The following is a 24882-nucleotide window of genomic DNA, read 5'->3' on the forward strand; positions in this document are numbered from 1 at the left end:
GCCCGTGCAACGCGCGCCGCCCAGGCCGGCTTACAGGGGGCGCGCGCTTCTGCGCCCGCGCGCCCGCGCGCTCGCCGCCGCGAGCAGACCGACGGGCCGCTCGCCGAGCCGCTCCGGCGGCGCGCCGGCGATGCCCGAGGCGGCGGCGTGGCTCCCCCTCGGCAAGTTGTTCCACGCCGCGCCGGGTGCGCTATGGTCGTTCACGTGCTCACAATACCCAGCGATGAAGAGGCCCTCGGAGGTCTGCAGGGTGCCACGATCGCCAGCGACCTCTCGCCAAGCATCGGCTACCGGATCGTGTCGCGCGCCGGGGCCGGGACGATGTTCGTCTCGTTCTACGCGGTCCGCACCGCGCCCGAAGGCGAGACGCCCGTGGTCGTCAAGATCCTCCGGCCGTCGCTCTTCAGGCAGATGGGTCCGTCGGCGGCCGTCATCGTGAAGAAAGAGGCGGTGTCCCTCGGCCGCCTCAACGAGCAGGTCCCTCCGACCCCCTTCGTGGTCCGGCTCATCGACACCGGCACGTTCGAGGTCCGCCGCGGCACGAAGGCGCTCAACCTCCCCTGGATCACCATCGAGTACGTGCACGGCGGCGTGCAGGGCGTGACGCTCCGGCAGCGGGTGCAGGGGACCATCCAGGCCACGGGCCACGCGTTCGATCCGGCGCGCGCGACGCGCGCCATCGAGTGCATCACGAGCGGGCTGTCGGCCGTGCACGACGTCGGCGTCGTCCACCGGCAGCTCACGCCGGAGAGCATCCTCTGCTGCGGCTCAGGCGACGACGAGCTGTTCAAGATCAGCGACTTCGGCATGGCGCGGCCACGCGGCATCCGCGAGACGATCATGGCCGGCGTCGTCGGCAACGCCGGGGTCGCGCCGCCGGAGATGCTGTCCGCCGATCCGAGCACGATCGGCCCGTGGACCGACATCTTCAACCTCGCGTCCGTCATCTTCTTCCTGCTGACGGGCGAGGAGTACATCATCGCGGAGTCGCAGGCGCAGGCGCTCATGGCCGCCATGGCGCGCACGCGCCGGAGCATCGTCGAGACGCGGTGGCTCCACCCCGCGCTGCGCGGCAACGACCAGGCGTGCAAGTCGATCGACTTCGCGCTCCGCTGGGCGTCCACCGGCGAGGCGCAGGAGCGCCTCCAGGAGGCGGTGGCCGTGGCCGCGATGCTCTCGCCGTACCTCCGCCCCGCCTCGCCGATCTCCGCGCTGGAGCAGCGGATCGTGGCGAGCGCGGGGGAGCAGCGCGTGCGCGTCGCGGAGGAGGTCGGTCCGATGACCGTCCCGTCCACGCACCTGAAGGCGCCGGTGCAGCTCAAGGGGGAGCTCGGCCAGACGCTGCTGTCGCCGCGAAGCGCCAAGGCCGCCGAGCGCCCGGGCCAGGACCGCCCGATCGAGGCCGAGATCATCAGCGCGCCCCCGCGCGCCTCGCGGGAGCCCGCGCCGCGCCTGTCGGCGGTCGTCGAGCGCTGGACGTGGAGCGTGCTCCACCACCCGAGCCTCGATTCGGTCATCCGGAGCGTGGCCTGGGACGGCTACGGCCGGTGCCTCGCGGCGGCCACGGGGGGGCTGCTCTTCTGGAACGGGACGAGCTGGAGCGAGGCGTCGTCCGGCGGCCTCCCGAGCCCGCAGGGCGTGCGCTTCGTGCACCGGATCGGACCCGGCCGGTGGCTCATCGGCGGCGACGCCTCGACGCTGGCCGTGTACACGACGGGCGGCGTGACGGGCGTCTTCCAGCTGCCGGGAGAGCCGCAGAGCCACGTCGCGCTGAGCGGCGACCTCGAGGACATGGGCATCCTCGTCTCGACGACGCCGAACGATCCGCGGCCGCTCCTCCACGCGTTCATCGCCAAGCGCTGGCTGCGGCCGATGCCGGCCGACGGCGTCGCGCTCCTCGCCGCGGTCGCGCGCGTCGAGGACGAGCGGTGGCTCGTCGTCGGCCGGTCGACCAAGGGCGAGGGGCTGGTCGCGCTCTACGCGCCGCTCGACTGGCACCTGGAGCGCATCCCGGCGCCGCCGGCGCGGGCGTTCGTCGCGTGCGCCGGGCGGCCCGATCTCGGCGTGGGCATCGCCGTCGGCGCGGAGGGGAGCGTCGTCTGGCGCTACGGGCAGAGCGTCTTCACGGAGATCATCGAGCCGCGGCGCGCCCTGTCGGCCGCGACGATCGACGCGGAGGGGCGCGCCTGGGCGGGCAGCGCGGGGCGCATCTGGGTGCGGCGCGGCGGCATCCCGCCGATGGCGGGGGTGTGGGAGTGCGTCTGGGAGAACGACGCCTGGGTCGGCCCTGTCGTGTCGCTGTTCGTCGACGGCGAGGTGGTCGTCGCCATCACCGCGGACGGCGGGATCATCGAGGGCCGCGTCACGGGCTGACGAGCCCGGTGAGCCGCCATCACCGCGGCGCGCGGTACCTGCCCACGACGATCGTGATGTCGTCGTCCGGGCTCGGGCACCAGCCGTCGACCTCCCGCAGGATCCGGTCGCGGATGTCGTCGACCGGCGCGTCCTGGGCGGCTTCGACGGTGGCGCAGAGCCGCGGGAGCCCGAACTGCTCCCGGTGCGCGTTGCGCGCCTCCGTCACCCCGTCGCTGTAGAGCACGAGCAGGTCGCCGTCCTCGAGGAGGAGCTCGGCGTCCGTCGTCATCGCGTCGATGGACGGCAGGACGCCGACCCACACGCCGGAGCTCGGGATGCACTCGCTCCTCCCCGTCCTCGCGCGGCACACGATGATGTCGTCGTGCGCGCCCGCGAACGTCACCCGCCCGCCGCGCTCGTAGCGCAGCAGCAGCAGGGTCGCGTGCTCGTCGCGCTTCAGCCGGTCGCGGATGTTGTCGTAGATCGCCCGGTTGAGCGCCGAGACGACCTCGCCCGGGCGGGCGCGCGGATCCCTGCGCGTCATGGCCGCGACCATGCTCTGGATCATCAGCATGACGAGGCCCGCCACCAGCCCGTGCCCCGCGACGTCGCCGATCCCGAGCCACCCGCCGTCCCGCGTGGGGAGCACGTCGTAGTAGTCGCCGCCGACCTCCGCGGCCGGCCGCATCATCGCGGAGAGCTCGAGCCCCTCCACGTGCAGGTGCGTCGGGACGAGCGTGGTCTGGATGTGCTTCGCGACCAGGGTCTCCTGGTGGACCCTCTCCTGCTCCAGCCGCTCGCGCACCTCCACGTGCCGGACGATCTCCCGGTGCATCGACACCGCCTTCATCGCGGAGCCGATCTGGAGGCGCGCCGCGTCGTAGACCATCTCGTTCGCGCCGCTGTTGACGAGCGCGACGCCGTAGTTCTCCGTCTCGCCGAACGTGAGCGGCATCGCGACGACGCTCCAGCGCTCCGACGAGCTCAGGAATCCGGGCGGCGCGAGGCACGAGGACGCGAAGCTCGCGGGCGGCGGCTCCACCTCGCGGCTGTTCTCCATCAGAAAGAGCGACTGCAGGGTGGCGCGCCGGGGATCGTCGAAGAGCGATATGGCGACGTGCGTGAGATCCAGCTTCGGCAGCTCCGCCGCGAGCGTGCGCCGGAGGGTGGGCATGCCGAGGCAGGTCGAGAAGAACATGCCGGTCCAGCTGAGGTTGACCGACGCGCGCTCCAGGTACAGCCGCTTCTCGCCCTCGGCGCGGACGGAGGCGTGGTTGATCAGGACGCGGCACGTGTGCCAGAGCCGCTCGAGGCGGTCCTCGGAGGCGCCGCCGGGCGCCCGGCCGATCCTCGAGCGGAGCAGCGTGATCGCGCCCTGGAACTGATCGAGGGCGACGCCCTCGCGCCCCGCCGCGTCGAGGAGGTCCTGGAGCGCCGTCAGGAAGCGGCCCTCCCGCCCGCTCAGCTCCTCCTCGAGCGCGGAGAGCAGCTCCCGGGGCCAGGCCTCACGGGACGCCGCCGGGACGGTCACGCACCGCGCGAGCGCGCGCTCCAGCGGCTCCCGCTGCGCGGTGATGGAGAGCGGCTCGCGGCGCGGAGGCGCCCCGCTCGCGCGCGGGAGGGCAGCGTAGTAGCCGCAGCCGCACGACTCGCGCCGCGTGAGCTCGACGGGAAGGAGGCTGCACTCCGGCACACGCTCGCCGCGGAGCTGGCGCACGACCGTCTCGACGGCGAGCGCCCCGAGCTCCTTGATCGGATGGCGGACGGTCGTCAACGACGGCCTGGTGACACGCGAGACGGCGACGTCATCGAACCCGCACACGAGGACGTCGCGAGGGATGTCGATGCCGTGCGTCTTCAGCGTGTCCATCGCGCCGAGGGCCATGTTGTCGTTGCCGGCGACGACGGCATCGAACCCGACCCCGCGCCCGAGGAGCTCGCGCATCGCGCGTCGGCCGCCGTCGATCAGGAAATCGCCGTACACGAAGAGGCGCTCGTCATAGGGGAGCGCGCGCGCCTCGAGGGCCCTCCGGTACGCCACGGCGCGCAGCTTCGCCTCCTCGTTGTTCGCCGGCCCGCTGATGTAGGCGACGCGCTTGCACGCGTGGTCGTCGAGCACGTGCGCGACCGCCGCCTCGCCCCCGACCGCGTTGTCGACGATGACGCTCGGGATGCCGTCCAGCGCGAGCCCCACGCTGCACACGGGCAAGGGCGCGAGCGATCGGAAGAACTCGCGCGCTCCCTCGGGGCCGACGTGGTTCGTCAGCGCCGACGACATGATCACCGCCCCATCGACCGTCGTCGCGCCGATGAGCGAATAGATCCCGCCCCGGGCGTCCAGCGCGTAGCCCTGGCGTGCGCGCGTCTCGCCGAAGGCCACGATGAGGTTGACGTCGTGCGCCTCGGCCGCGCGCTCGACCCCGAAGCGCGCCTCGGACTGGTACTCGCCGCACAGGTAGTCGGTCAGGAGGGCGATCGTGTGGCGCTTCGCCGCCATGATCTATCGCTCCCGGTTCACTTATCGTGGATGGAGACGAGGCCGGGGGACATGCGCTCCAGGGCCGCCAGGCTCCTCCGCTGCCACCCGAGCCTCGCGTCGGTGACGAACCGGATCTTGCACTTGGCGCCCTGGCCGGTGACGCCGGAGATGAAGGCGATGAACGCCTTCAGGCAGCTCGAGTTCAGGAAGTACAGGGCGCTTATGTCGAACTCGACGGCTGCGAGCGAGAGGCGCCGGACCTCGTGCTGGACCTCCTTGCAATAGGCGCCGAGCGGCGCGGCCGCCGCCATGTCGCCCGTCCCGGTGAGCTTGATACTCAGGCGATCGCCGAGCAGCGCCGGCTCGATGCCGAAGCTGTCCGTGGTGATGCGATCAACCCTTAGGCTGTCCATTCATCCTCCACCGCTCGAGCGGCGCGTGCGCGATGATCGTGAGCTCGTTGCCCTCGATCTTGTAGTCGACGTCGAGCCCTCCCTCGGCGCGGACGCGCGCGAGGCCCAGGCCGGAGACGCCCTCGACCATCGCTGTCTCCGTGATGAGGTCGTCGTAGTGCTTCAGCGGGTCGCTCGCGGTCTTCAGGTCGAGCAGCCGCTTCTCGACCTCTCGCAGCCGCTCCGGCGACGCCTCGTTGCGCGCGCGGATCTTCATGATGTGCGACCGCTCGTCCTCCTCCAGCGCGAGCTCGAGGCTGACGCGAGGGCCGGTGGAGTATTTGGTGATGTTCTCGGCGAGCTCGTGCGCGGCCATGTAGAACCGCGAGCTCACATTCGCGTCGTCCAGCACCGCGCCGCAGAAGCTGGACACCAGCCGCAGCACCGCCGTCGCCAGACGCTCGCTCGGAAAGAAGGTGATGCAGAGGAATAGCGAGGCGCTCTGCGTCGGTTCGGGGGATGACACAATCTGTTATGTTACGCCGCCCTCGCGCAGGATCCAACCACTAGTTCCGCCTCGTGAGCGCGGGCGAGCGCTGAACAGAGAGCGCACCCGGAGCGAACTCCGCCATCGCGCTTCCGATGTGATGCGGTTCTCACCTCTGAATGTGATGCGCTTCGCAGTTCGCGCGACGGCGCGCTTTCCTCCAGGGCATAACGCGACGCGTTGCCCGCGGCGGAGTGGCATGCTCGTTGATGACGAACGTGGCGTCCATCGGTGCCCAGGTGTGTCCATGGATCCGGTGCGGCCACCGCGCGGCTGGCGCACATACGCCTTCACCTGAGGGAAACATCCGGCCGGGCGACCCAGCAAGGAGGGTATTGCTGTATGGAACAACGATGCTTCTCGCTCGGGCCGCCCTGGCCACTCGGGCCGTCGCGCCACCGCCCACATCGCTTGGCGGCGATGACGGGCGTCCCTTTTTTCGTGATGCGCGGCGTCCTGGCCGGCGCCGCCGCGGCGGCGGCGATCGGCTGCAGCACCGCGCCCGGGACGGAGGGCGAGCCCGGGCGCCCCTCCGGCGCGATTCCCGGCGTCGGAGAGGGGGATTCGGCGGCGCTCGGAGCGGCCTCGGCGGCGCTGTCGAGCGATGGTGCGGTGTGCGTCACCATCCAGCGTGGAACGCTCGGCACGGTGAGAGATGCGACATTGTGGCAAAACGCTCCGGGGTGGAACGACTCCGCGTCTCCTAACCTGTCGACGGGGTGGGCCGCGGGCGCCGGCCGTCGCAGGTCTGTCGTGCACTTCGGGCTCTCTCCCGTGCCCGTCGGCGCGACGGTCCTCTCTGCCTCTCTGGTCTTCCATCAGACGTACGCGGTGGAGAGCAGCGCCGTGAGCGTATACCGCGTCACGGTGCCGTGGGACGAGCGCACCGTCACCTGGTGGAGCATCGGGGACAGCGGCTTTGAACGCGAGAGCGCGGCGACCCTCGCGGCCGAGGCCGGCGTCGGAGCTCGCGCGACGGACGTGTCAGCGCTCGTGCAGTCGTGGGCGCTCGGGACGGCGCGGAACGACGGCGTGCTGCTCGACGAGGAGCGCGCGCACACGACCTACCTGAGGAGCAGCGAGATCGGCAGCACGCAGGAGCGCCCGAGGCTCGACGTCTGTTACGTGACCTGCTCGGACGGGGTGATGAACGGCCTCGAGGTGGGCCTCGACTGCGGAGGTCCGCGCTGCGCTCCCTGCGTGGGCGCGGCGGCGGCCACGTCGAGCGCCGCCGCGTCGAGCGCCGCCACGTCGAGCGCCGCCGCGTCGAGCGCGACCGGCGCGTCGAGCGCGGCGGACGAGGATCCGTGCGCCGACGGGGCCGCGCTGCCGCCCGATCCGCTGCCGCCCGCGCGGCTCTCCGAGACCGGGCTCTACGCCGACATCACGACGCGATCGCGGGCAGCGGGCACGCGCGAGTTTCGTCCTGCGTACGAGCTCTGGTCGGACGGGGCGGCGAAGCGGCGCTTCGTGTACCTGCCGCCCTGCTCCACCGTCGACACGAGCGACATGGATCACTGGTCGCTGCCGGTGGGCGCGCGCTTCTGGAAGGAGTTCCGCGCGGAGGGCGTGGCCGTGGAGACGCGGTTCATCCACCGGTTCGGGCCGGGCATCGACGACTGGCTGTTCGCCGCGTACGCGTGGGATCCGGCGAGGAACGACGCGTTCCTCGTCGAGGCGGGCGTCGAGGACGCGCGCGGGACCGCGCACGACATCCCGCGGACCGCGGACTGCTGGGAGTGCCACGGAAAGCTCCCGGAGCGCGTCCTCGGCTTCAGCGCGCTGCAGCTGAGCCACGATGGACCGGGCGAGACGATGGCGTCCCTGAGCGACGCCGGGTGGCTCACCGTCCCGAGGCGGGGAGGGGTGCGCCCGCCGGGAGACGCCCGGGCGGCCGCCGCGCTCGGCTATCTCCATGCGAACTGCGGCAATTGCCACAACAGCACCGGCGTCGCGACCCTGCGGACACGCCTCCTCGCGGCGAACACCACGGTGGAGAGCACCGATACGTACACGACCGGCGTGGGCGTGACACCCAGCTTCTGGGAGCCCGGCGCGCTCTACCGGATCACGCCGGGAGATCCCGAGTCGAGCGCCGTCGTGCGGCGGATGGAGCACCGCGGCTCCAGGGCGCAGATGCCCCCGATCGCGTCGGACACCGCCGACGCGGCGGGCCTCGCGGCTGTCCGCTCCTGGATCGAGGGCCTCGGGCCGCCGCACGAGGCAGGGAGCGGCGGTGGCAGCGCAGGCAACGCGGCAGGCGCGAGCGTTGGCGCCGGCAGCACGAGCGCGAGCTCCGGCAGCGGTACCAGCGGCAGCGACGGCTCCGGCGCAGGCAGTGACGGCTCCGGCTCCGGCAGCGACGGCTCCGGCGCAGGCAGCGTCGGCTCCGGCGCCGCGTGCGCCGGGGTGCCGCGCCTGAAGCTCACGCAGGTCGCGGCCGGCCTGGCGACACCCGTCTTCCTCGCGAGCCCGCCGGGCGACCGATCGAGGATGTTCGTCCTCGAAAAGGACGGTGTCGTCCGCCTGATCAAGGACGGTGTCCTCCGGTCCACCCCGTTCCTCGAGCTCCGCGGCGGGACATCGTGCCCACCCTCGCGGCCGGCGAGCGCGAACCCGCTCGTGTGCGCGCCCAGCCCGACCGCGGAGGGCGGGCTGCTCGGGATGGCGTTTCACCCGCGCTACGCGGAGAGCGGCAGGTTCTGGCTCTTCTACACCGCCGCGCCCAGGGGCAACGTCACGATCGCCGAGTTCCGCCGCTCGGCCTCGAACCCCGATGTCGCCGACACGTCGGCGGGGAGCGTGCCTGTCCGGACGCTCCTTGACGCGAGGCACGGCGGCTGGAACCACGTGGGCGGCACGCTCGCGTTCGGCCCCGACGGCCACCTCTATGCGTCCGTCGGCGATTCGGCGGTCACGCCGTATTCGGCCTCTCCGGCCAGGGATCTCTCGTCGCCGCTCGGCAAGATCCTGCGGATCGACGTGGACAGCGGGCTCGGCCCGCCAGGCAACCTCTCCGGCGCGGGCGTGAACCCGCTCGTCTGGGACTATGGCCTGCGCAATCCATGGCGCATCAGCTTCGACCGGAGCACGGGGGATCTCTACATCGCCGACGTGGGACAGAACGCCTGGGAAGAGCTCGACATCGAGCCCGCGCGCGCCGGGCGGCGCGATTACGGGTGGCCGGCGATGGAGGGCGACCACTGCGTCGCCGCCGGGTGCTCCCGCGTCGGCGTCGCGCCCGCCGTGGAGCACAGCCACTCGAGCGGAGAGGGCGGCTCGATCACGGGCGGCTACGTCTATCGCGGCTCGGCGATCCCGTGCCTCCGGGGAAGGTACGTTTACGGCGACTACGGGACGCACCGCTTCTGGACGCTGCGGTGGGACGGCTCGAGGGTGCGGGATCACGTCGAGATCACGGCGGACCTCGAGTCGCGCCTGCCCGCGGCCTCGTTCGGCGAGGACGCCGCGGGCGAGCTTTACGTGGTCATGCTGACCGGCGAGGTGTTCCGCGTCGATCCGAGGTGAGAGGGCGGCGGCGATGGCGCGCGACCCGTGGGGCGCTGTCGTACCGGAGGGTACCGGCATTCGGATGCCGGATGGACTATGCAGAGGCGGCGCCAGCCTCGACGACGGTCGTCTCCCTGCTCCCACAGCCGCGGTAGATGAGCGCGCTCGCGGGAATTCGTCTTCCTTCACACGCATTGGCCGAGTTATCGTATCGATGCTTCGCTCGCCCGGGCCAAGCTCGGCCAAGCCTGCCTTCGCAAAGGGCTCCTCATGCATCGCACCTTCACCGTCGCTGTGTTGTTCCTCTGGTTATTGGCCCACGTGCTCGGCTGCGACGGCACCGAACACCCCGGCGGGACAATCGGAGGGGACGGCGGAATGGGTGGCTCGCCGGCGACGAGCACCTCCTCCTCCGGCGGGAGCGGAGGCGGCGGGAGCGGAGGCGGCGGGAGCGGGGGCGGTGAGGGCAGAGGCGGCGGCCCGGCCGCGTGCGTCGCTGTCGACGACGGCAACCCGTGCACCGACGAACTCTGCGACGACGGCCAGCCGGTCCACAGGCCGACACGGGTCGGCGTCGCCTGCTCTACGGGTGGAACCCGGTGCGACGGCCGGGGGCGCTGCGTCGAATGCCTCGCCCGCACGGACTGCGCCGGCGCGGACGATCCGTGCCGGCCGCGCAGCTGCGTGGAGGGGAGGTGCGCGGTCGGTGTGGCCCCTGAAGGCGCCGCGTGCAACGACGGCGACGCATGCACGCTGAACGACACCTGCCGCGCTGGCGCCTGCGTCAGCGGGGCTCCCCTCGCCTGCAGCGGCAGCGCGAGCTGCGCTGCAGGAGCGTGCGTCGCGCCCGCCTGCGCCGGGACGCTCGGGCTCCCTGGGCCGCAGGCGCTGCCGAACCCGCCCGTGGGGCAGCAGCCCGTCTCCATGGCAGCGGCGGATCTCAACGGCGACGGCGCGCTCGACGTCGCCACGGCCAATGCGGGCGGAAGCAGCGTGAGCGTGCTGCTCAACCTGGGCAACGGAGCCTTCGCCGCCGCGGTCGACTATCCCGTCGGCGCGAGCGCCCATTCGCTCGTGATCACGGATCTGGACGGCGACGGCGCGCCCGACCTCGCCGTCGCGACGGCGAACACCGGCGGCACTGTTCGCGTGCTGCTCAACCGCGGTGACGGCACCTTCGCCGCCCCGGTGAGCTACGCCCCGGTGCTGTCCACGGAGAGCGCGGACGCCGGGTCGATCGCGGCGTCGGACCTGGACGGCGACGGCATCACCGACCTCGCGGTCTCGTATAGCAACCACATGCGCCTGCTGTTCAACCGGGGCGACGGCACCTTCACGGTCACGCTGGTCGACGAGCTTTCGTCGCTCTACTTCCCATGGTTCACGTCGATCACGACAGCGGACGTGGACGGCGACGGCAGCCCCGACCTCCTCATCGCGGACGATGACAGAGACGTCGTGCAGGTGCGGCTCAACCACGGCGACGGTACCTTCGCCGCCCCGGTGGAATATGCCGCTGGCTTCGGTCCCATCACGATCGCCGCCATCGACCTGAACGGTGACGGCCATGTCGACCTCGCTGTCACGGTGCGTTCCCGCGGCGTGAGCGTGCTGCTCAACCACGGTGACGGTACCTTCGCCGCTCCGGAGACGTACACGACGCTCGACACCAGCAACTCTCTCGTGGCGTCGGACATGAACGGGGACGGCATGGTCGATCTCGTCTGCGCAGGCCGCGACGGCGTGGGCGTGCTGCTCAACCACGGTGACGGCACCTTCTCCGCTCCGGTCAGCTACGCCGCGGAGGCGGGATTCATTTTCGCCGTGGCTGCGGATCTGAACGGCGACGGCATTCATGATCTTGCCGTCGCGAGCTCGCTCAACAGCGATGTCACCGTGCTCCTGAACCAGGGAGACGGCACCTTCGCCGCCCCGATCGACTACTATGCAGGCATCCAGCCCGGGTCGGTCACGGCAGCGGATCTGAACGGCGACGGCAGACCGGACCTCGCCGTCGTGCCTCGCGACAGCCGCGAGGTTGCGGTGCTGCTCAACCACGGCGACGGTACCTTCGCGGACGTCGCCTTCCACGGGGTGGGTGAGCGGCCCTATGCCGTGACGGCGGCGGATCTGAACGGCGACGGCAAGCTCGATCTCGCGGTCGCGAAAGCCGCCGACGTGAGCGTGCTGCTCAACCACGGCGACGGCACCTTCGCCGACGTCATCAATTACGGGCACGACGACTTCATGAGCTCGGGCAGCGATCTGGTGATCGCGGCGGACGTGAACGGCGATGGCAGCCCCGACCTCGTGACACACGGCGGAGGCGTGCGCGTGCGGATCAACCAGGGCGACGGCACCTTCTTCGCCCCGGCTGTCCGCTATGCCAGCGGCGCGAAGACGCGCTCGGTGGTCGCGGCGGATCTGGACGGCGACGGCAGCCTCGATCTCGCCTTCGGGAAGGCGGACAGCCCCGAGGTGGGTGTGCTGCTCAACCAGGTCGACGGCACCTTCGCTGGTGCCGTCGACTACCCCGCGGGCACGAGCCCCCGCTCGATGGTCACAGCAGACCTGAACGACGACGGGGCGACCGACATCGTCGTCGTGGGGAGCAGCGACGTGAGCGTGCTGTTCAACCAGGGCGACGGCGTCTTGGCCGCGCCGGTCAGCTACGCCGCCGGGGCGAGCCCCACATCGGTCGCGGTGAGCGATTTGAACGGCGACGGCAGACCCGATCTCGCCGTCGCGAACAACGCGCGCGTCCGTGCAGAGGATGAAGGCGCGGGTGAGGTGAGCGTATTGTTCAACCAGGGCGACGGCACCTTCGCCGCCCCGGTCCGCTTCAGCGCAGGCATGAGCCCCGCGTCGATCGCAGCGGCAGACCTGAACGGCGACGGCAGGCCCGATCTTGCGGTCGCCAACATACACGAATCCATGGTCAGCGTGCTCATCAACAGGTGCCTGCCCTAGGCCATGTCTGCAAAACGTGGCGAGCGCTTGCGGCCAGGGTGCGCGACACGGGAAGACAGGAGCATTTCGAGAGCGCTCCGTTGTCGCGGGGAGCGCAGCAGGTTGGTAGGCACGCCCGAGCGGCGCGGCGCCTTGAGCCCCAGGGACATACCGATGAAAAGCAACGCGTCAGAGAAAGAATCAACCGTGATGGTGAAACGCATGATGGCGTCGTGGACGGTTGTGCTGCTGATCGCGGCCGCTGGCGGTTGGCTGCTTTCGGGGTGCGCTGGAACGGATCCCCCGGCGGGCAGCGGGAGCGCTGGTGGTGGAGGGGGATCGGGGACAGCGGGCGACGGAGGGACGCAGGGCGACGGGGGGACGCAGGGCGACGGGGGGACGCAGGGCGACGGCGGGATGCAGGGCGACGGCGGGATGCAGGGCGACGGAGGAGCATCGAGCTGTGCGCCCGATACGACCCGGTGCGGCGACGCGTGCGTCGATACGGCGACGGACCGCGCGCATTGCGGGCGATGCGGGCAGGCGTGCGCGGCCGAGCTCTCCTGCTCCGCGGGTGCGTGCGTCGCGCCCGCGTGCACCGGCCTGCTCGGGCTCCCGGGGCTGCCTCGACAACGGGCAGGCAGCGTTCCGGGCGCCGTGGCGGTGGGCGAGCTGAACGGCGACGGCAAGCTCGATCTCGCCGTCGTGAACGGCGGCGGCGCCAGCGTGAGCGTGCTGCTCGGTCTGGGCAACGGCACCTTCGCCGCCGAGGCCAACTACGCCGTGGGCCTCAGTCCCTCGGCGATCTCGGCGGCGGATCTGAACGGCGATGGCACGCTCGATCTCGCTGTCACGGCCATCGACGGCGTGCACGTGCTGCTCAACCGGGGCGACGGCACCTTCGCCCCCGCGGGCATCTATCCTGCGGGCGGCGTGGTCACCCCGGACCTGAACGGCGACGGTGCGCCCGACCTCGTCGCCGTGGCCCGCAATGAGCACAACAGCGACGAGGTGCGGGTGCTGTTCAATCACGGCGACGGCACCTTCGCCACGCCGGTCGTCGCTGCCGTGCTCTTCCCGTGGTTCAGCTCGATCACGGCGGCGGACCTGAACGGCGACGGCGCGACCGATCTCGCGATCGTGGACAACGGCCAGGTCATCGCGGCGCTCAACCACGGCGACGGCACCTTCGCTGCCCCGGCGAGCTACGCGGCTGGCCCGTATTCCTCGTTCATCGCGGCAGCGGACCTGAACGGCGACGGCAGGATCGACCTGGTGACGACGAACAGGGGCGAGGGCGACAGCGGCGCCGTGAGCGTGCTGCTCAACCGGGGCGACGGCTCCTTCGCCACCGCGGTGAACTACCACGCTGGGGCCCGGTTTCCTCGCTGGGTTGTCGCGGCGGACCTGAGCGGCGACGGCAGCCCCGACCTCGTCGTCGCGCAGGGCGACACGATGAGCGTGTTGCTGAACCAGGGCAATGGCACCTTCGCTGCCCCGGTCGACCATACCGGGGACTGGGCCGATGCGGGCGCGATAGGGGACCTGAACGGCGACGGCCGGCTCGATGTCGTGGTCTCGAGCGGCTACCACAATGGCGTGAGCGTGCTGCTCAACCGGGGCGATGGGGCTCTCACGGCCCCGGTCCGCTACGAATCGAGCCCTGCCGCTGTCTCGGTCGCAGCGGCGGACCTGAACGGCGACGGCAAGCCCGACCTCGCCGTGGCGAGCGAGATCTACGCGGGCGTGAGCGTGCTGGACGTGTTGCTCAACCGGGGGGATGGCACCCTCGCCCCCCTGGTCACCTACGACACGAACGTTGGCACGTTCTCGGTCGTCGCAGCGGACCTGAACGGCGATGGCAAGACCGACCTTGCGGCCCTCAATCGAGGGGACGACACGCGCGACATCACGCCCAGCATGAGCGTGCTGCTCAACCGTGGCGACGGCACGTTCGCCGCTCCGGTTAGATACAACGCCTACGCAGGTGGCTCGTTCGTCGCGGCAGACGTCGACGACGACGGAAGAGTCGACCTGATCGTCGATGACGGCCAACTGAAGGTGCTGCTCAACCGGGGTGACGCCACCTTCACCGCCCCCGCCGTCTACGGAGGCGGGGGCGGGGAGGTCAAGGCAGCGGATCTCGACGGCGACGGCAAGCTCGATCTCGCGGTGGCGCGGTCCAGCAGCAACGATGTGAGCGTGCTGCTCAATCGTGGCGACGGTACGTTCACCGATGCGCTCCGCTACCCTGCGGGCGGGCGCCCCCAGTCGCTCGCTGCGGCGGACCTGAACGGCGACGGCGCGACCGACCTCGCCGTCGCCAACACCGGCAGCGGCGGCAACGTGAGCGTGCTGCTCAACCGGGGAGACGGCACCTTCGCTGCCCCGATCTACTATGCTGCCAGCTCGCCTCGCTCGCTCGCGGCGGTGGACCTGAACGGCGACGGCGCGACCGATCTCGCCGTCGCGAGCCACGACATCAACGCGGTGAGCGTGCTGCTCAACCGTGGCGACGGCACCTTTGCGGCGGCCGCCGCCTATGCCGCGGGCGCCGTACAGTCGACCGCGGGCGACCTCTACAGAGGTCCCGAGTCGATCGCGGCGGCGGATCTGAACGGCGATGGCCGGCTCGATCTGACCGTCGCGAACGGCCACAGCAACAGCGTGAGCGTGCTGTTCAACGCCTGCCTCTAGGGGCTCTTGCGCAGCCCGCTCTCCGCCCCGCGCCCCGGCGGCGCTATCCCGCGAGCTGCCCGTCGCCCGCCCGGAGCTTCGCGAAGCGCGGGCGCCAGGCCCGGCTCTGGGCGAGCAGCGGCGCGGTGCGCGCGAGGAGCAGCGCCAGATCCTCCGGGCGGCCGGCGTCGAGCAGGGCGCGCGCCCGCCAGTAGAGCAGCTCGACCCGCTGATCGGCGCTGAGGCCGCCGCCCAGCTCGCCGGGCGGCTCCCCCTCCTCGCGCCCCGCCGCCCGCGTGCGCGTGCTCTCCATGCCGGACCTCGGGTCCTTCACGGCGAGCTGCATGACGCCGAGGAGGGCCTGGGCGTACGGCGGCAGATCCGCGACCGCCCCCTGCGCCCTGAGCCACCGGAGCTGCCGGCTCGCGTCCGCGTGCTCGTCGCGCATCGCGTGGATCCGCGCGAGCAGGAGCGCGCTCCTGTATGCCGGCCTGTCCTTGAGCTGCTCGTCGAGCGAGCGCGCCTGCCGCACCAGGGGCAGCGCCTCGTCCTCGTGCCCCCAGAGGTAGAGCAGCTCCGCGAGCTTGATCGTCGCGTCGCGCTCCGCCAGGGCGCTGGCCTCCTCGCGGGCGAGCTGGACCGCGCGCCGGAGGTCCGCCATCGCGCGATCCGGGGCGTCGAGCGCCGGCCAGAGCTCCGCGCGGCGGACGAGCGCCGCGCAGAGGTGGGCCCGGTCGCCGCGCGCCTCGCAGCTGCGCACGGCGTCGTCGAAGCGCCGCTCCGCCTCCTCGAGCTGGCCGGACCGCGCGAGCACGCAGGCCAGCAGCGTGAGCCCGGTCACGTACGTGTCGTGATCGGCCTCGCGGACGCGCTCCACGCCGTGCGTGAGCCGCTCGAGGGCGTCGTCCAGGTTGCCCTTGCGGAAGGCCGAGCGGCCGGCCGCGATCTCGAAGCGCGCGGCGAGCGCGGCGTCGGCGCGGCCCTCGCGGGCGTCGAGCAGCGGGATCACCTCCTCGACGCGCGCCGCCGATTCCTCCCAGGCGCCCGCCCAGTCGAGCGCGGTCGCCTCCTCGAGCAGCGCCTCCGCGATCATCCGCGGGTCCTTCATCGTCCGGGCCAGCGCCCCCGCGGAGCGGAGATCGTCGAGCGCCTCGCCGGTGCGCAGGACGCGGTAGCGCACGCGCGCGCGGCCGAGGAGCGCGAGGTACCGCTGGCGCTGATCGTCGCCGTCGGCCCAGAGGAGCGCGGACGCGTAGTGGCCCTCCGCCACCGCGTTGTTGTGCCGGTCGCGCTGGAGATCGCCGAGGAGCAGGTACGCGTGCGCCGCGCGCGCGCGCGCCCCGGCGGCCGCGGCGTGGCGCGCGATCGGCTCGAGCAGATCCGGCGCCCTCGGCCGGGCCTCGGCCATGAGCTCCCAGACGGCGAGCGCGTGCCGGTGCATCGCCGCGCGCTGGTCCTCCGCGAGCAGCGCGCAGATGGCCTCCTGCAAGAGCGCGCTCCGGAAGGCGTAGCTGGCGCCGCCGCAGAGGGTGCCCTCGCCGTGCGCGGCGCCGTGCGCGCCGCGGGGGACGAGGAGCCCGCGCGCCACGAGCGCGCGCAGGGCGCTCGGGACGTCGATGCGCGCGCCCGGGACGTCGACGTGGTCGACGCGCTGCGCCTCCTCGCCCTCGCGTTCGAGCGCGCGTTGCACGCTCGCCGCCACGTCCTCCGAGAGCTCGAAGCCGAGCACCGCGCAGAGCCTCGCGCACGCGGCGAGCTCCGGCGGGAGCGCCTCCAGCTGCCCCGCGGCGAACCACTGCCACGCGGGCGACGGCGGGAGCCTCTCCAGCTCGGCGGTCGCGAGCTGGTGGCCGCTCGATCTCGCCCGCAGCCGCACGAGGCCCGCGCGCTTGATCGCCCGGGTGAGCTCCACGAGGGCGCGGGGGTTGTAGCCGGCCCACGCGCAGATGCGCCGGAGCGTCGCGCTCGGCGGAGGCTCCGCGGGCCGGAGGAGCTCCGCGCAGAGCAGGAGCCCCGCGGCGTCGTCGAGCGGCGGGAGCGCGACGTGATCGCGCGCGTGGCCGCGGGCGCTCAGCGCGTGGCGCCGCGGCGTCGGCGAGCAGCGCGCCGGCGCGCCGGCGAGCAGCACCCAGAGCGCGACCGACGCCTCGCGCCGCGTCGCGAGGTCGAGCGCGTCGAGCGTGGCGCCGTCGGCGAGGTGCGCGTCGTCGACGATCACGACGACGGGCCGCTCCATCGCCCTCCGGCGGAGCCCCTCGGCGAGCGCCCGGATCACGCTCCCGCGGCGCGGCGGCGGCCGGCCTGCGGAGCCGCCCGTCCAGCCGAGGATCGCGGCCACGGCGGGCCACACCTCGCCGCCCAGCGGCTCTCCGAGCCGCTCGACGCAGAACGCGCGCGGGTCGCCGGGCGCCGAGAGGGCGCCGTCCCTCGCGCCGAGCACCTCGGCGAGCAAGGCGGCCGCGGTCTGGCTGAAGCCGCCCCCGGGGCGCGCGCCGAGCTCCGGCTCGGCGCGCAGCGAGATCACGAGCGCGCCGGGGTGCGCGCGCCGGCTGCTCTCGGCGAGCTCCTCGGCGAGGCGCGACTTGCCGGCGCCGCGCTCGCCGATCAGCGCGCAGAGGCCGGGCCCGAGGCCCGCGAGCGCGCGCTCGCGGCTCTCCTCGGCGGCGCTCTGGGCGTCGTCGCGCCCGACGAGCGGCGGCGCGGCGCGCGCGGCGTCGCGATGGCCCGAGGGCGGGGGCGCGTCCGGGGCGAAGAAGTAGCGGCCGTCCTCGCTCGCCGCGGCGACGTCGAACCCGGCATGGGCGTTGACGAGCTCGGCGCTGAGCGCGATGCCGCGCCACGGATCCGAGGGGAGCCACGACTCGGGCCGCTCCACGGCGATGCCGGCGGCGTGGACGCCCTCGGCGTCGCGGCGGAGCTTCAACGGCGCGATGTGGATCGCGAGGGGCGCGCCCACCGAAGCGACGATCTCCCGCCCCGCGAGGAGCGCGCGCTCCGCGGCCGCCTCTTTCGGGCCCGGGAAGATCGCGACGAAGCGGTAGCCGCGCTGCCGCGCGAGGTGCCCGTCGTGGCGGGCCACGGCGGCGCGGACCTCGGCCTCGGCGCCGCGGGCCTCCAGGGCGAGCACCACCGTGTCGTGCCGGTCCGTGGAGCCGGTGGCGACGTCGTCTCCCGCGGTCGCCGCGGCGCCGCCGGTCAGGGCGAGCGCCTCGGCGCCCGCCGACGCGAGCGCGGCCCGCAGGCCCGCGGCGTCGGCCGGGCGGCGCGCGCGCTCCTTGGCGAGGCAGGCGAGGACGAGGGCCTCGATGGACGGCGGGACCGGGGCGATCTCGCTCGGCCTGGGGGGGAGCCGGCCGAGGTGCCCCTGCGCGACGTTCGCGGGATCGCCCGCGAACGGAGGGCGCAGCGTGAGCAGCTCGAAGAGGAGCGCGCCGAAGGCGTAGAGGTCCGCGCGCGCGTCGAGCGGCTCGCCCCGGAGCCGCTCGGGCGACGCGACCTCGGGCGTCCCGAGCATGGCGCCCAGCGTGGTGAGCGCGCTGTCCGCCGGGTGGCAGACGACGCCGCGCTCGCGCTGCGTGAGGCCGAAGTCGAGGAGCCGCACGCCGCCGTCGGGCTCGAGGAAGACGTTCTCCGGCGCGAGATCCAGGTGGACCAGGCCGCGCTCGTGCACCACCTGGAGGCAGCTCAGCACGCCGAGCGCGACGTCGAGGGCGGAGCGCAGGTCGGGCGCGGCGGGCAGGCCCTCGAGGTGGGCCGCCAGCGTCTCGCCGCGGAGCCGCTCCATCGCGATGTACGCGCGGCCGTCCTCGAGCACGCCGTTCTGGAGCAGGCGAGGCGAGGCCGGGGGACCGAGCTGCTCGAGCGCCCACGCCTCGCTGCGGAACCGCTCGCGCGCGAGCAGCGAGTGGGCCCTGCTGATCTTGAGCACGGCGGGAGCGCCGTCCTCCGCCCGCGTCGCGGCCCAGAGGACCGAGAAGGCGCCCGCCGCGAGCGGCGAGCCGACGCGGAAGCCCGCGACGGACGGCGGCGTCTCTGCGTCGAGATCGACCGGCGCCGGGCGGGACGGCGCCGTGGCTCCGTCCGTCGAGCAGGAGGTGAGCACTGCGAGTCGGCGATGGCAGGAAGGGCAACGCGGCAAGAAGACCTCGGAAGACCTCGGATGACCTCGGGTGGGGCCCGGCGCGATCCGTGACCGATATTACCGGTTATGGGGGTTGTCACGAGCAGGAAAACCGCATTGCGCGACACCTCCTTATGCCCATGGCGAAAGTGCGTGCTCGGTCTGCTCGGCCTGCTCGGTCACCCGCGACATCGTGGGTGTCGTGTCGACACCGGAGGACAGCGGCGTCCCTCGCGCTGCGCGAGGGGGACCGCGGCTGTTGTCCTCCGAGCAGCGGGGCGAGCGATCGGCAGGGGTGAATCTCCGTCGAACACCCACCTTCGGAGAGGCGGAGTCGGGTCCGCGCGTGACTGTCGCGCACGGACGTCGGCGGGGCTCGGCTGAGCCGCGCCGGTCCGCGAGCTGTGGTGTATGCTGTTCCGAGCGGTCGGAGGGCTGGATGATCCATCGACAGACGGGCGAGATCGAGCTCACATCCGGGCTTCGCATCGGGCCCTCGTACTCGGAAGCGCAGTTCTTGTCGTCGCCGCTCGCGCGGATGGCCAACGCCCTGAGCCAGGCGCAGCCGTGGAGCGGATACCGGACGTCGCGCCAGCGCATCGGCTTCCGGACCTTCCGCATCACGCTGCACTTCTGCAGCGGCAAGATCGCGTGGGTCGAGCTGTTCGAGGTGGGCGCCGAGTCGAAGGCGTTCTGGAACGACTGGTCCGAGAAGGAGGAGGCGGAGCGCAAGGCCAGCCACGACGCCTGGCTGGCGTCGATCCTCGGCGCGCCGCCGTACGAGTATCCCTGGGGAAAGATCAACTCCCAGTACGACCCGCGGGGCGGCTACAGCAGCATCGTCGTGCGCTTCGGCTAGCGCGCCGGGGCGCCGGGGCTCGATGCCGTCGCTGGTGCACGGGCCCGCGCCGCCCTCGGCGTGGGATCCGGGGCGCTACAGCGCTCGCCGATAGCGGATCTCCGGGAGGCTGCCGGCGCCGACCCGCGCCCACCGCCGCGCGCCGTCGCGGGTGAAGCCGGAGAGCTCGTAGAAGCGGCGCGCGCGGGTGTTCCCCTCGAGGACCCAGATCGTCATGGTCCTGTGGCGGCGCCGGGCCAGGTCGGCCTGCGCCGTGTCGAGCAGCGCGGCGCCGAGCCCGCGCCCCCACGCGGCGGGCAGGAGGTAGATCGTGTAGAGCTCGCCGACGTCACCCGGGTCGTCGTCGCGCGTCGGCCCCGCGCTCGCGAAGCCGAGCCCGGCGTCCTCGGCGCAGAGCACCCAGGTCCGCGTCCCCGTCGCGGCGTCGCGGCTCAGGATGCCCCGCCAGCTCATCTCGCGCGCCGGCACGGAGAGGGCGTTGAGATCGGCCGCCGGCACCAGGCCCAGGTAGGCCGCCTGCCACGAATCGACCTCGATGCGCGCGATGACGGCCGCGTCGGCCGGCCGCGCCCGGCGGATGACCGCCCCTGTGATCCTCTCTGACATGGTGTCTCGCACCCCAGGTTGGCTTTCGCCGCGGCGCCCCGCCAGGGCGCCGCCCGCCGTGCTCGCCGGCCGGAGGCGCGATCAAGCGGTGCCCGACGCCGCATTCATCATGATGCTCCATCCCTCGCCCGCGATCGTCCCCTAAGGTCCCTTTGTGCGCGGTGACGCTGCCGAGCGCTGCAAACGGAACCGAAGGAGGGAACCATGCTGTGCAAGGAGATCATGAAGCAAGACATCCAGAGCGTCCTGGCCGACGACACCATCCAGACGGCCGCGTGCAAGATGCGCGACGCGAACATCGGCTTCCTTCCTGTCTGCGACAGCGCCGGGAGGGTGCTCGGGGCGCTGACGGACCGCGACCTCGCCATCCGGGTGCTGGCCCACAACCGGCCGCTGAGCACGAAGGCGGGCGACGTCATGACGCGCGGGGTGGTCGCTTGCCGGCCCGACGACGACGTGCAGCGCGCGGAGCAGCTGATGGGGCAGCACCACAAGTCGCGCGTCCTGTGCACCGAGGCGGACGGCCGCCTGGTCGGCATCATCAGCCTGTCCGATATCGCGCAGAGCGAGGACGACAGGCACACTGCGCAGACCATCCGCCGGGTGACCGAGCGGGAGGCGGTGCAGCACGACAGCACGCGATAGCTCGCCGGGCGCTCGCCTGAGCGCCTCGCGGCGCGTTCACCCCGGCGCTCCGCCGCCGATCGCGCCTATCGCCTCGGCCGTGAGCAGGCGCGTCCTCCGGCCCGACGCGAGCGTGAGGTGCTGTCCCCAGCTCGTCTGGTGCGGCATGTCCCCCTCGACGAGCTCGCTCGCCCGGATCTCGAAGCCCGCCGCGCGGTAGGCCGGGCGCAGCGTGTCATCGACCCACGCGTCCGAGAGCTCGGGGAGGCCGAGCCGCGCCGCGTAGGGCCTGTCGTCGAAGACGCTCTGGTTGAGCAGCGCGATGAGCTCCCCGCCCGGTCGGACGAGCCGGCGCAGCGCTTCGAGCACCGGCGCCTCGGGCAGCACGAGGGCCGAGAGCAGCGAGGCCCAGGGGAAATTGAGGGTAAGGGTGTGGGCGAGCCCGGTGAGCTCCTCGGGCAGCGCCTGCACGGACGCGACGACGAAGAGCGCGTTCGGCCGGCCGCCTCGGGCGACCTTGCGGCCGGCGCGCCATGACACCTCGCGCATCCGCTCCCCCGCGGGGTCGATGCCGATGCAGTACGTCTCGGCGTCGGCGCCGGCCGAGCGGTACACGAAGCGGCCGTCGCCCGTGCCGACGTCGATGAGGACGCGCGCGTGGCCGGCGAGCTTCGCCTCCAGGTCCGCGCGCGTCCACGTGACGGACGTCTTCCCGAGCTGCACGATCATCGTCGCCTCGAGCGCCGCTCTCCCCGGTTCTTCCCTCAGCCGGGGGCGCCCCCGCCCCCCGCGCGGTGCCCCTCGGCGCTCGCCGCCGCGAGCTCCCGGCAGGCGAGCGCCCGCGCGAGGTCGTCGCTCGCCTCGCGGAGCATCCGCACCAGCATCGGCAGCCGCGGCGCCGCCGGCGCGCCGTCCGGGGCCCGCCCGAGCGCCGCGGTCCGCGCCTCCGCGCGGGCGACGAGGTCCCGCTCGACGCGGTACGAGGGGAACAGATGCGTGAAATACGCGGACGCGAGCTCGTGCGTCCGCGTCTCGAAGACCTGCTGCACCCGCTCGAAGAACGCCTGCGCGTACGGCTCGAGCAGCGCGCGCTGGAACGACCAGTTGAAGCCCGACATCGCCGCGCTGGTGAGGTGCAGCGAGCCGTACCCGTCCTCGTGGAAGCGCGCCCACGCCGCGGCCTTCGCCGCCGGATCCGGGCGCGCGGCCTCGGCGCGCAGCGCGGCGCGCTGGCCGCGGTCCGACGGGTCGCGCTCGCGCTCGGCCGCGAGCCGCTCCTCCGCGCCCTCCATGCCGCGCGCGATCCACTTCACGGCGACCGTCCAGCGCATCTCCTGGTCGATCTCGAGGCCGTCCACCTCGATCTCGCCGTCCGCGAGGCGCGCTGCCAGCGCGAGATCCGGCGCGGAGTACGCCGCGTTGAAGAGCGCCCGCGCCCACACGATCTGCGCGTCGCCGCGGGGGGCCGACCGCAGGGCCGCGAGGGCGAGGCCGGTGAACGCGCTCGCCTCGGCCTCGCGCAGGGGATCCGGCACGTAGCGCGCGAGCGCCGTCACCGCGTTCGTGAGCACCGGGTCGACGAGCGAGAGGTCCGGCTCGGCGGGCAGCTTGTCCCTCACCAGCGCGAGGTACGCGGTGGAGGCGAGCTTCTGGTCGCGCACCATGCTCCAGAGCGACGACCAGAGCAGCGTGCGCAGGAGCGGATCCTCCACGCGGCCCATGTGCTCGCGCACGAACGCGAGCGAGGCCGGGTCGAGCGCGATCTTCGCGAACGTGAGGTCGTTGTGGTTGGGGAACACGAGGAGCGGCGCCCGCTGCCCCCGCGCGGCGGCGATCTCGGTCGCCGCGCCGTCGATCTCCGCGGGCACCGAGTCGACGACGAGCGCGCCGCCCTCCTCGCGCGCGAGCGCGACGTCGATGCGGTGCGGCCGGAGGGTCGGGTAGTCGGCGGGCGCCGTCTGCAGCACGCGGAGCCGGCCGATGCGGTCGCCCTCGGGCTCCCACTCGGCCGTGAGCGTGTTGAGGGACGCCTGCTCGAGCCAGAGGCGCGACCACGCGCCGAGGTCGCGGCCGGAGCCCTCCTCCAGCGCGGACAGGAACTCGCGCAGCGTCGCGTTGCCGTACTGGTAGCGCTTGAAGTACCGGCGCATCCCCTCGCGGAAGGCCGGGAGGCCGATCGCCGCGACGAGCTGCTTCATCGCGGCGGCGCCCTTGCCGTACGTGATGCCGTCGAAGTTCAGGAACGTGTGCTCCGTGTCGGCGAGCTCCCCGGCGATGGGGTGCGTCGTCACGAGCTGGTCCTGCCGGTAGGCCCAGCTCTTCATGACGTTGAACGCCTTCCAGACGGCCGGCTGGAACCGGGTCGCCTGTTCCATCGCGAGGAAGGCCATGTACGTGGCGAAGCTCTCGTTCAGCCAGAGATCGTTCCACCACCGCATGGTCACGAGGTTGCCGAACCACATGTGGGCCATCTCGTGGAGGAGCACCTCCGCGCGCGTGAGGCGCTGGTGGTCCGTCGGCGGGTCCCGGAAGATCATGCGCTCGCTGTGGGTCACGGCGCCGACGTTCTCCATGGCGCCGGCGTTGAACTCCGGGACGAAGACCTGGTCGTACTTGCTGAAGGGGTAGGGGTAGTCGAAGAACTCCGGGTAGAAGTCGAAGCCCTGCTTCGTGATCGTGAACAGCTCCTCGGCGTCGAGGTGCCTCGCGAGCGACCTGCGGCAGTAGAGCCCGAGGGGGATGCCGCGGTGCTCGTCGCGGACGCCGCTGTACGGGCCGGCGATCAGCGCGAAGATGTAGGTGCTGAACCGGGTCGTCTCCTCGAACACGCGCGTCGTGCGCCCGAGGCCCGCGCCGAACGTGCGGGTGACGCGGGCGTTGCCGATGACCTCCCAGTCCTCGGGCGCGGTGACGGAGAGCCGGTAGCTCGCCTTGATGTCCGGCTGATCGAAGCAGGGGAAAACGCGGTGGGCGCTGAACGGCTCGAGGTCCGAGTAGACGTAGTCCTCGCCGTCCTCCGGGTCGCGGAAGTGATGGAAGCCGTCGCCTGTGTGATCGTAGTCGTTCTCGTAGACGACGCGCACGCGCGTCTCCGGGGCGAGCAGCCTCCCCGGGAGGAGGATGCGGCAGTCGGACCACGCGGGCTCGATCTCGACGCCGTTGATCTCGAGCCGCTCGATGCGCCCGCCGCGGAAGTCGATGAACGTGTCGCCGTGGCCGCGGACGTCGAAGTACGCGACCGCCTCGCCTCGGTAGCCGCTCTCGCCGCGCGAGAGGTCGAGCGAGAGCTCGTAGCGCGCGCTGCCGATGCGCGCGGCGCGCTCCTCGGCCTCGCGCTGGGTGAGCACGTCCCGTCCAGGGCCACCGGTCTTCTCCGCCATCATGCGCGCACACCCTAGGCCGAAGGGCCGGAGGGAGGCCAGCGATCTGCCGTGGTCGCGGTCGCTGCGCGGTCGGGCGACCGCGCCGCGTGTCCGGCTGCCGCGTGGCCGCGAGGCGGCACGAGGGGGCGCCTGCCAGGCGGCCGGGCGAGGGACGAGGGAGCGGACGACCGAGCGAGTAGGCCGTCCTGCACGGGCGACACACCGGGGCTCGGACCCCTCGAAAACGCCAGGTCGAGCGAGTTTCGGGGCAAGTTTGTGCCAGAGAACGCGTTTTCGGCGAAATTCTGTGCCAAACACCCGCATGCACCCTCCTCGTTGTGCCAGAAGGGGGTGCCGGACCCCTCCGGACCGCACAGCAGAGCGCGCGGGGTGCCGGCTCTCC

At 72.7% G+C, this 24882-nt stretch carries 14 protein-coding genes; 6 read left to right on the forward strand and 8 right to left on the reverse strand.

From position 1 onward, the window contains the following. Nucleotides 1-30: 30 nt before the first annotated feature. On the reverse strand, nucleotides 31-204 hold the full coding sequence (locus tag WMF45_RS13320) for a hypothetical protein (protein ID WP_437717280.1): 174 nt from the start codon (nucleotides 202-204) through the stop codon (nucleotides 31-33). Here WMF45_RS13320 and WMF45_RS13325 point away from each other — a divergent pair, their 5' ends adjacent. Then, the gene (locus WMF45_RS13325) at nucleotides 205-2373 is read left to right on the forward strand and encodes a serine/threonine protein kinase (protein WP_437717281.1); all 2169 of its coding nucleotides are present in this window, start codon (nucleotides 205-207) and stop codon (nucleotides 2371-2373) included. A gap of 19 nt (nucleotides 2374-2392) precedes the next feature. Here WMF45_RS13325 and WMF45_RS13330 read toward each other — a convergent pair whose 3' ends face one another. From WMF45_RS13330 to WMF45_RS13340, 3 genes are read right to left on the reverse strand one after another with little or no spacing between them, the layout of a single operon-like run. After that, a complete protein-coding gene (locus WMF45_RS13330) occupies nucleotides 2393-4852 on the reverse strand; it encodes a SpoIIE family protein phosphatase (RefSeq protein ID WP_437717282.1) in 2460 nt (819 codons plus the stop codon). Nucleotides 4853-4869: 17 nt separating this feature from the next. Further along, nucleotides 4870-5247, reverse strand: a complete 378-nt coding sequence (locus WMF45_RS13335; RefSeq protein WP_437717283.1) for a hypothetical protein — start codon at nucleotides 5245-5247, stop codon at nucleotides 4870-4872. Continuing rightward, entirely contained in the window at nucleotides 5228-5752 is a 525-nt protein-coding gene (locus tag WMF45_RS13340) for a hypothetical protein (RefSeq protein ID WP_044964684.1), read from the reverse strand. Before WMF45_RS13340 ends, WMF45_RS13335 begins: the two co-directional genes overlap by 20 nt. Before the next feature lie 441 nt (nucleotides 5753-6193). Between WMF45_RS13340 and WMF45_RS13345 the strand changes: the two genes are divergently transcribed. The 3 genes from WMF45_RS13345 to WMF45_RS13355 all read left to right on the forward strand — a co-directional run bounded on the left by WMF45_RS13345 (nucleotide 6194) and on the right by WMF45_RS13355 (nucleotide 14929). Next, complete coding sequence (locus WMF45_RS13345; RefSeq protein WP_437717284.1) at nucleotides 6194-9301, forward strand: PQQ-dependent sugar dehydrogenase; 3108 nt, start codon at nucleotides 6194-6196, stop codon at nucleotides 9299-9301. 252 nt (nucleotides 9302-9553) lie between these two features. Continuing rightward, nucleotides 9554-12253, forward strand: coding sequence for an FG-GAP repeat domain-containing protein (locus WMF45_RS13350; protein ID WP_437717285.1), 2700 nt, complete (start codon nucleotides 9554-9556; stop codon nucleotides 12251-12253). A 189-nt stretch (nucleotides 12254-12442) separates the two neighbouring features. Continuing rightward, entirely contained in the window at nucleotides 12443-14929 is a 2487-nt protein-coding gene (locus WMF45_RS13355) for an FG-GAP-like repeat-containing protein (protein WP_437717286.1), read from the forward strand. 43 nt (nucleotides 14930-14972) lie between these two features. On the opposite strand, the gene WMF45_RS13360 is transcribed toward WMF45_RS13355, so the two are convergent. Beyond that, on the reverse strand, nucleotides 14973-19010 hold the full coding sequence (locus WMF45_RS13360) for a serine/threonine-protein kinase (RefSeq protein WP_437717287.1): 4038 nt from the start codon (nucleotides 19008-19010) through the stop codon (nucleotides 14973-14975). Nucleotides 19011-19467: 457 nt separating this feature from the next. On the opposite strand from WMF45_RS13360, the gene WMF45_RS13365 reads away from it, so the two are divergent. Beyond that, nucleotides 19468-19887, forward strand: a complete 420-nt coding sequence (locus WMF45_RS13365; protein WP_437717288.1) for a hypothetical protein — start codon at nucleotides 19468-19470, stop codon at nucleotides 19885-19887. Nucleotides 19888-19962: 75 nt separating this feature from the next. On the opposite strand, the gene WMF45_RS13370 is transcribed toward WMF45_RS13365, so the two are convergent. Then, a complete protein-coding gene (locus WMF45_RS13370) occupies nucleotides 19963-20493 on the reverse strand; it encodes an N-acetyltransferase family protein (protein ID WP_437717289.1) in 531 nt (176 codons plus the stop codon). Nucleotides 20494-20697: 204 nt separating this feature from the next. Between WMF45_RS13370 and WMF45_RS13375 the strand changes: the two genes are divergently transcribed. Next, nucleotides 20698-21138: a CBS domain-containing protein gene (locus tag WMF45_RS13375; protein WP_437717290.1), complete on the forward strand. Its 441-nt coding sequence runs from the start codon at nucleotides 20698-20700 to the stop codon at nucleotides 21136-21138. Between the two features lie 36 nt (nucleotides 21139-21174). Here WMF45_RS13375 and WMF45_RS13380 read toward each other — a convergent pair whose 3' ends face one another. Together WMF45_RS13380 and pepN are read right to left on the reverse strand one after the other, a co-directional pair. After that, a complete protein-coding gene (locus WMF45_RS13380) occupies nucleotides 21175-21846 on the reverse strand; it encodes a class I SAM-dependent methyltransferase (RefSeq protein WP_437717291.1) in 672 nt (223 codons plus the stop codon). A gap of 35 nt (nucleotides 21847-21881) precedes the next feature. After that, nucleotides 21882-24500, reverse strand: a complete 2619-nt coding sequence (gene pepN / locus WMF45_RS13385; RefSeq protein WP_437717292.1) for an aminopeptidase N — start codon at nucleotides 24498-24500, stop codon at nucleotides 21882-21884. Between the last annotated feature and the right edge of the window lie 382 nt (nucleotides 24501-24882).

The sequence above is a fragment of the Sorangium sp. So ce448 genome (assembly GCF_051520915.1).
In the GTDB taxonomy this organism is placed as follows: domain Bacteria; phylum Myxococcota_A; class Polyangia; order Polyangiales; family Polyangiaceae; genus Sorangium; species Sorangium cellulosum_B.

Excerpts from the sequence above, each read along its gene's own strand:
- WMF45_RS13355 (WP_437717286.1), top strand. The coding sequence starts at position 12,443 with ATGGTGAAACGCATGATGGCGTCGTGGACGGTTGTGCTGCTGATCGCG.
- WMF45_RS13375 (WP_437717290.1), top strand. The coding sequence starts at position 20,698 with ATGCTGTGCAAGGAGATCATGAAGCAAGACATCCAGAGCGTCCTGGCC.
- WMF45_RS13335 (WP_437717283.1), bottom strand. The coding sequence starts at position 5,247 with ATGGACAGCCTAAGGGTTGATCGCATCACCACGGACAGCTTCGGCATC.
- WMF45_RS13350 (WP_437717285.1), top strand. The coding sequence starts at position 9,554 with ATGCATCGCACCTTCACCGTCGCTGTGTTGTTCCTCTGGTTATTGGCC.
- WMF45_RS13380 (WP_437717291.1), bottom strand. The coding sequence starts at position 21,846 with ATGATCGTGCAGCTCGGGAAGACGTCCGTCACGTGGACGCGCGCGGAC.
- WMF45_RS13365 (WP_437717288.1), top strand. The coding sequence starts at position 19,468 with ATGATCCATCGACAGACGGGCGAGATCGAGCTCACATCCGGGCTTCGC.
- WMF45_RS13330 (WP_437717282.1), bottom strand. The coding sequence starts at position 4,852 with ATGGCGGCGAAGCGCCACACGATCGCCCTCCTGACCGACTACCTGTGC.
- pepN (WP_437717292.1), bottom strand. The coding sequence starts at position 24,500 with ATGATGGCGGAGAAGACCGGTGGCCCTGGACGGGACGTGCTCACCCAG.
- WMF45_RS13345 (WP_437717284.1), top strand. The coding sequence starts at position 6,194 with ATGACGGGCGTCCCTTTTTTCGTGATGCGCGGCGTCCTGGCCGGCGCC.
- WMF45_RS13370 (WP_437717289.1), bottom strand. The coding sequence starts at position 20,493 with ATGTCAGAGAGGATCACAGGGGCGGTCATCCGCCGGGCGCGGCCGGCC.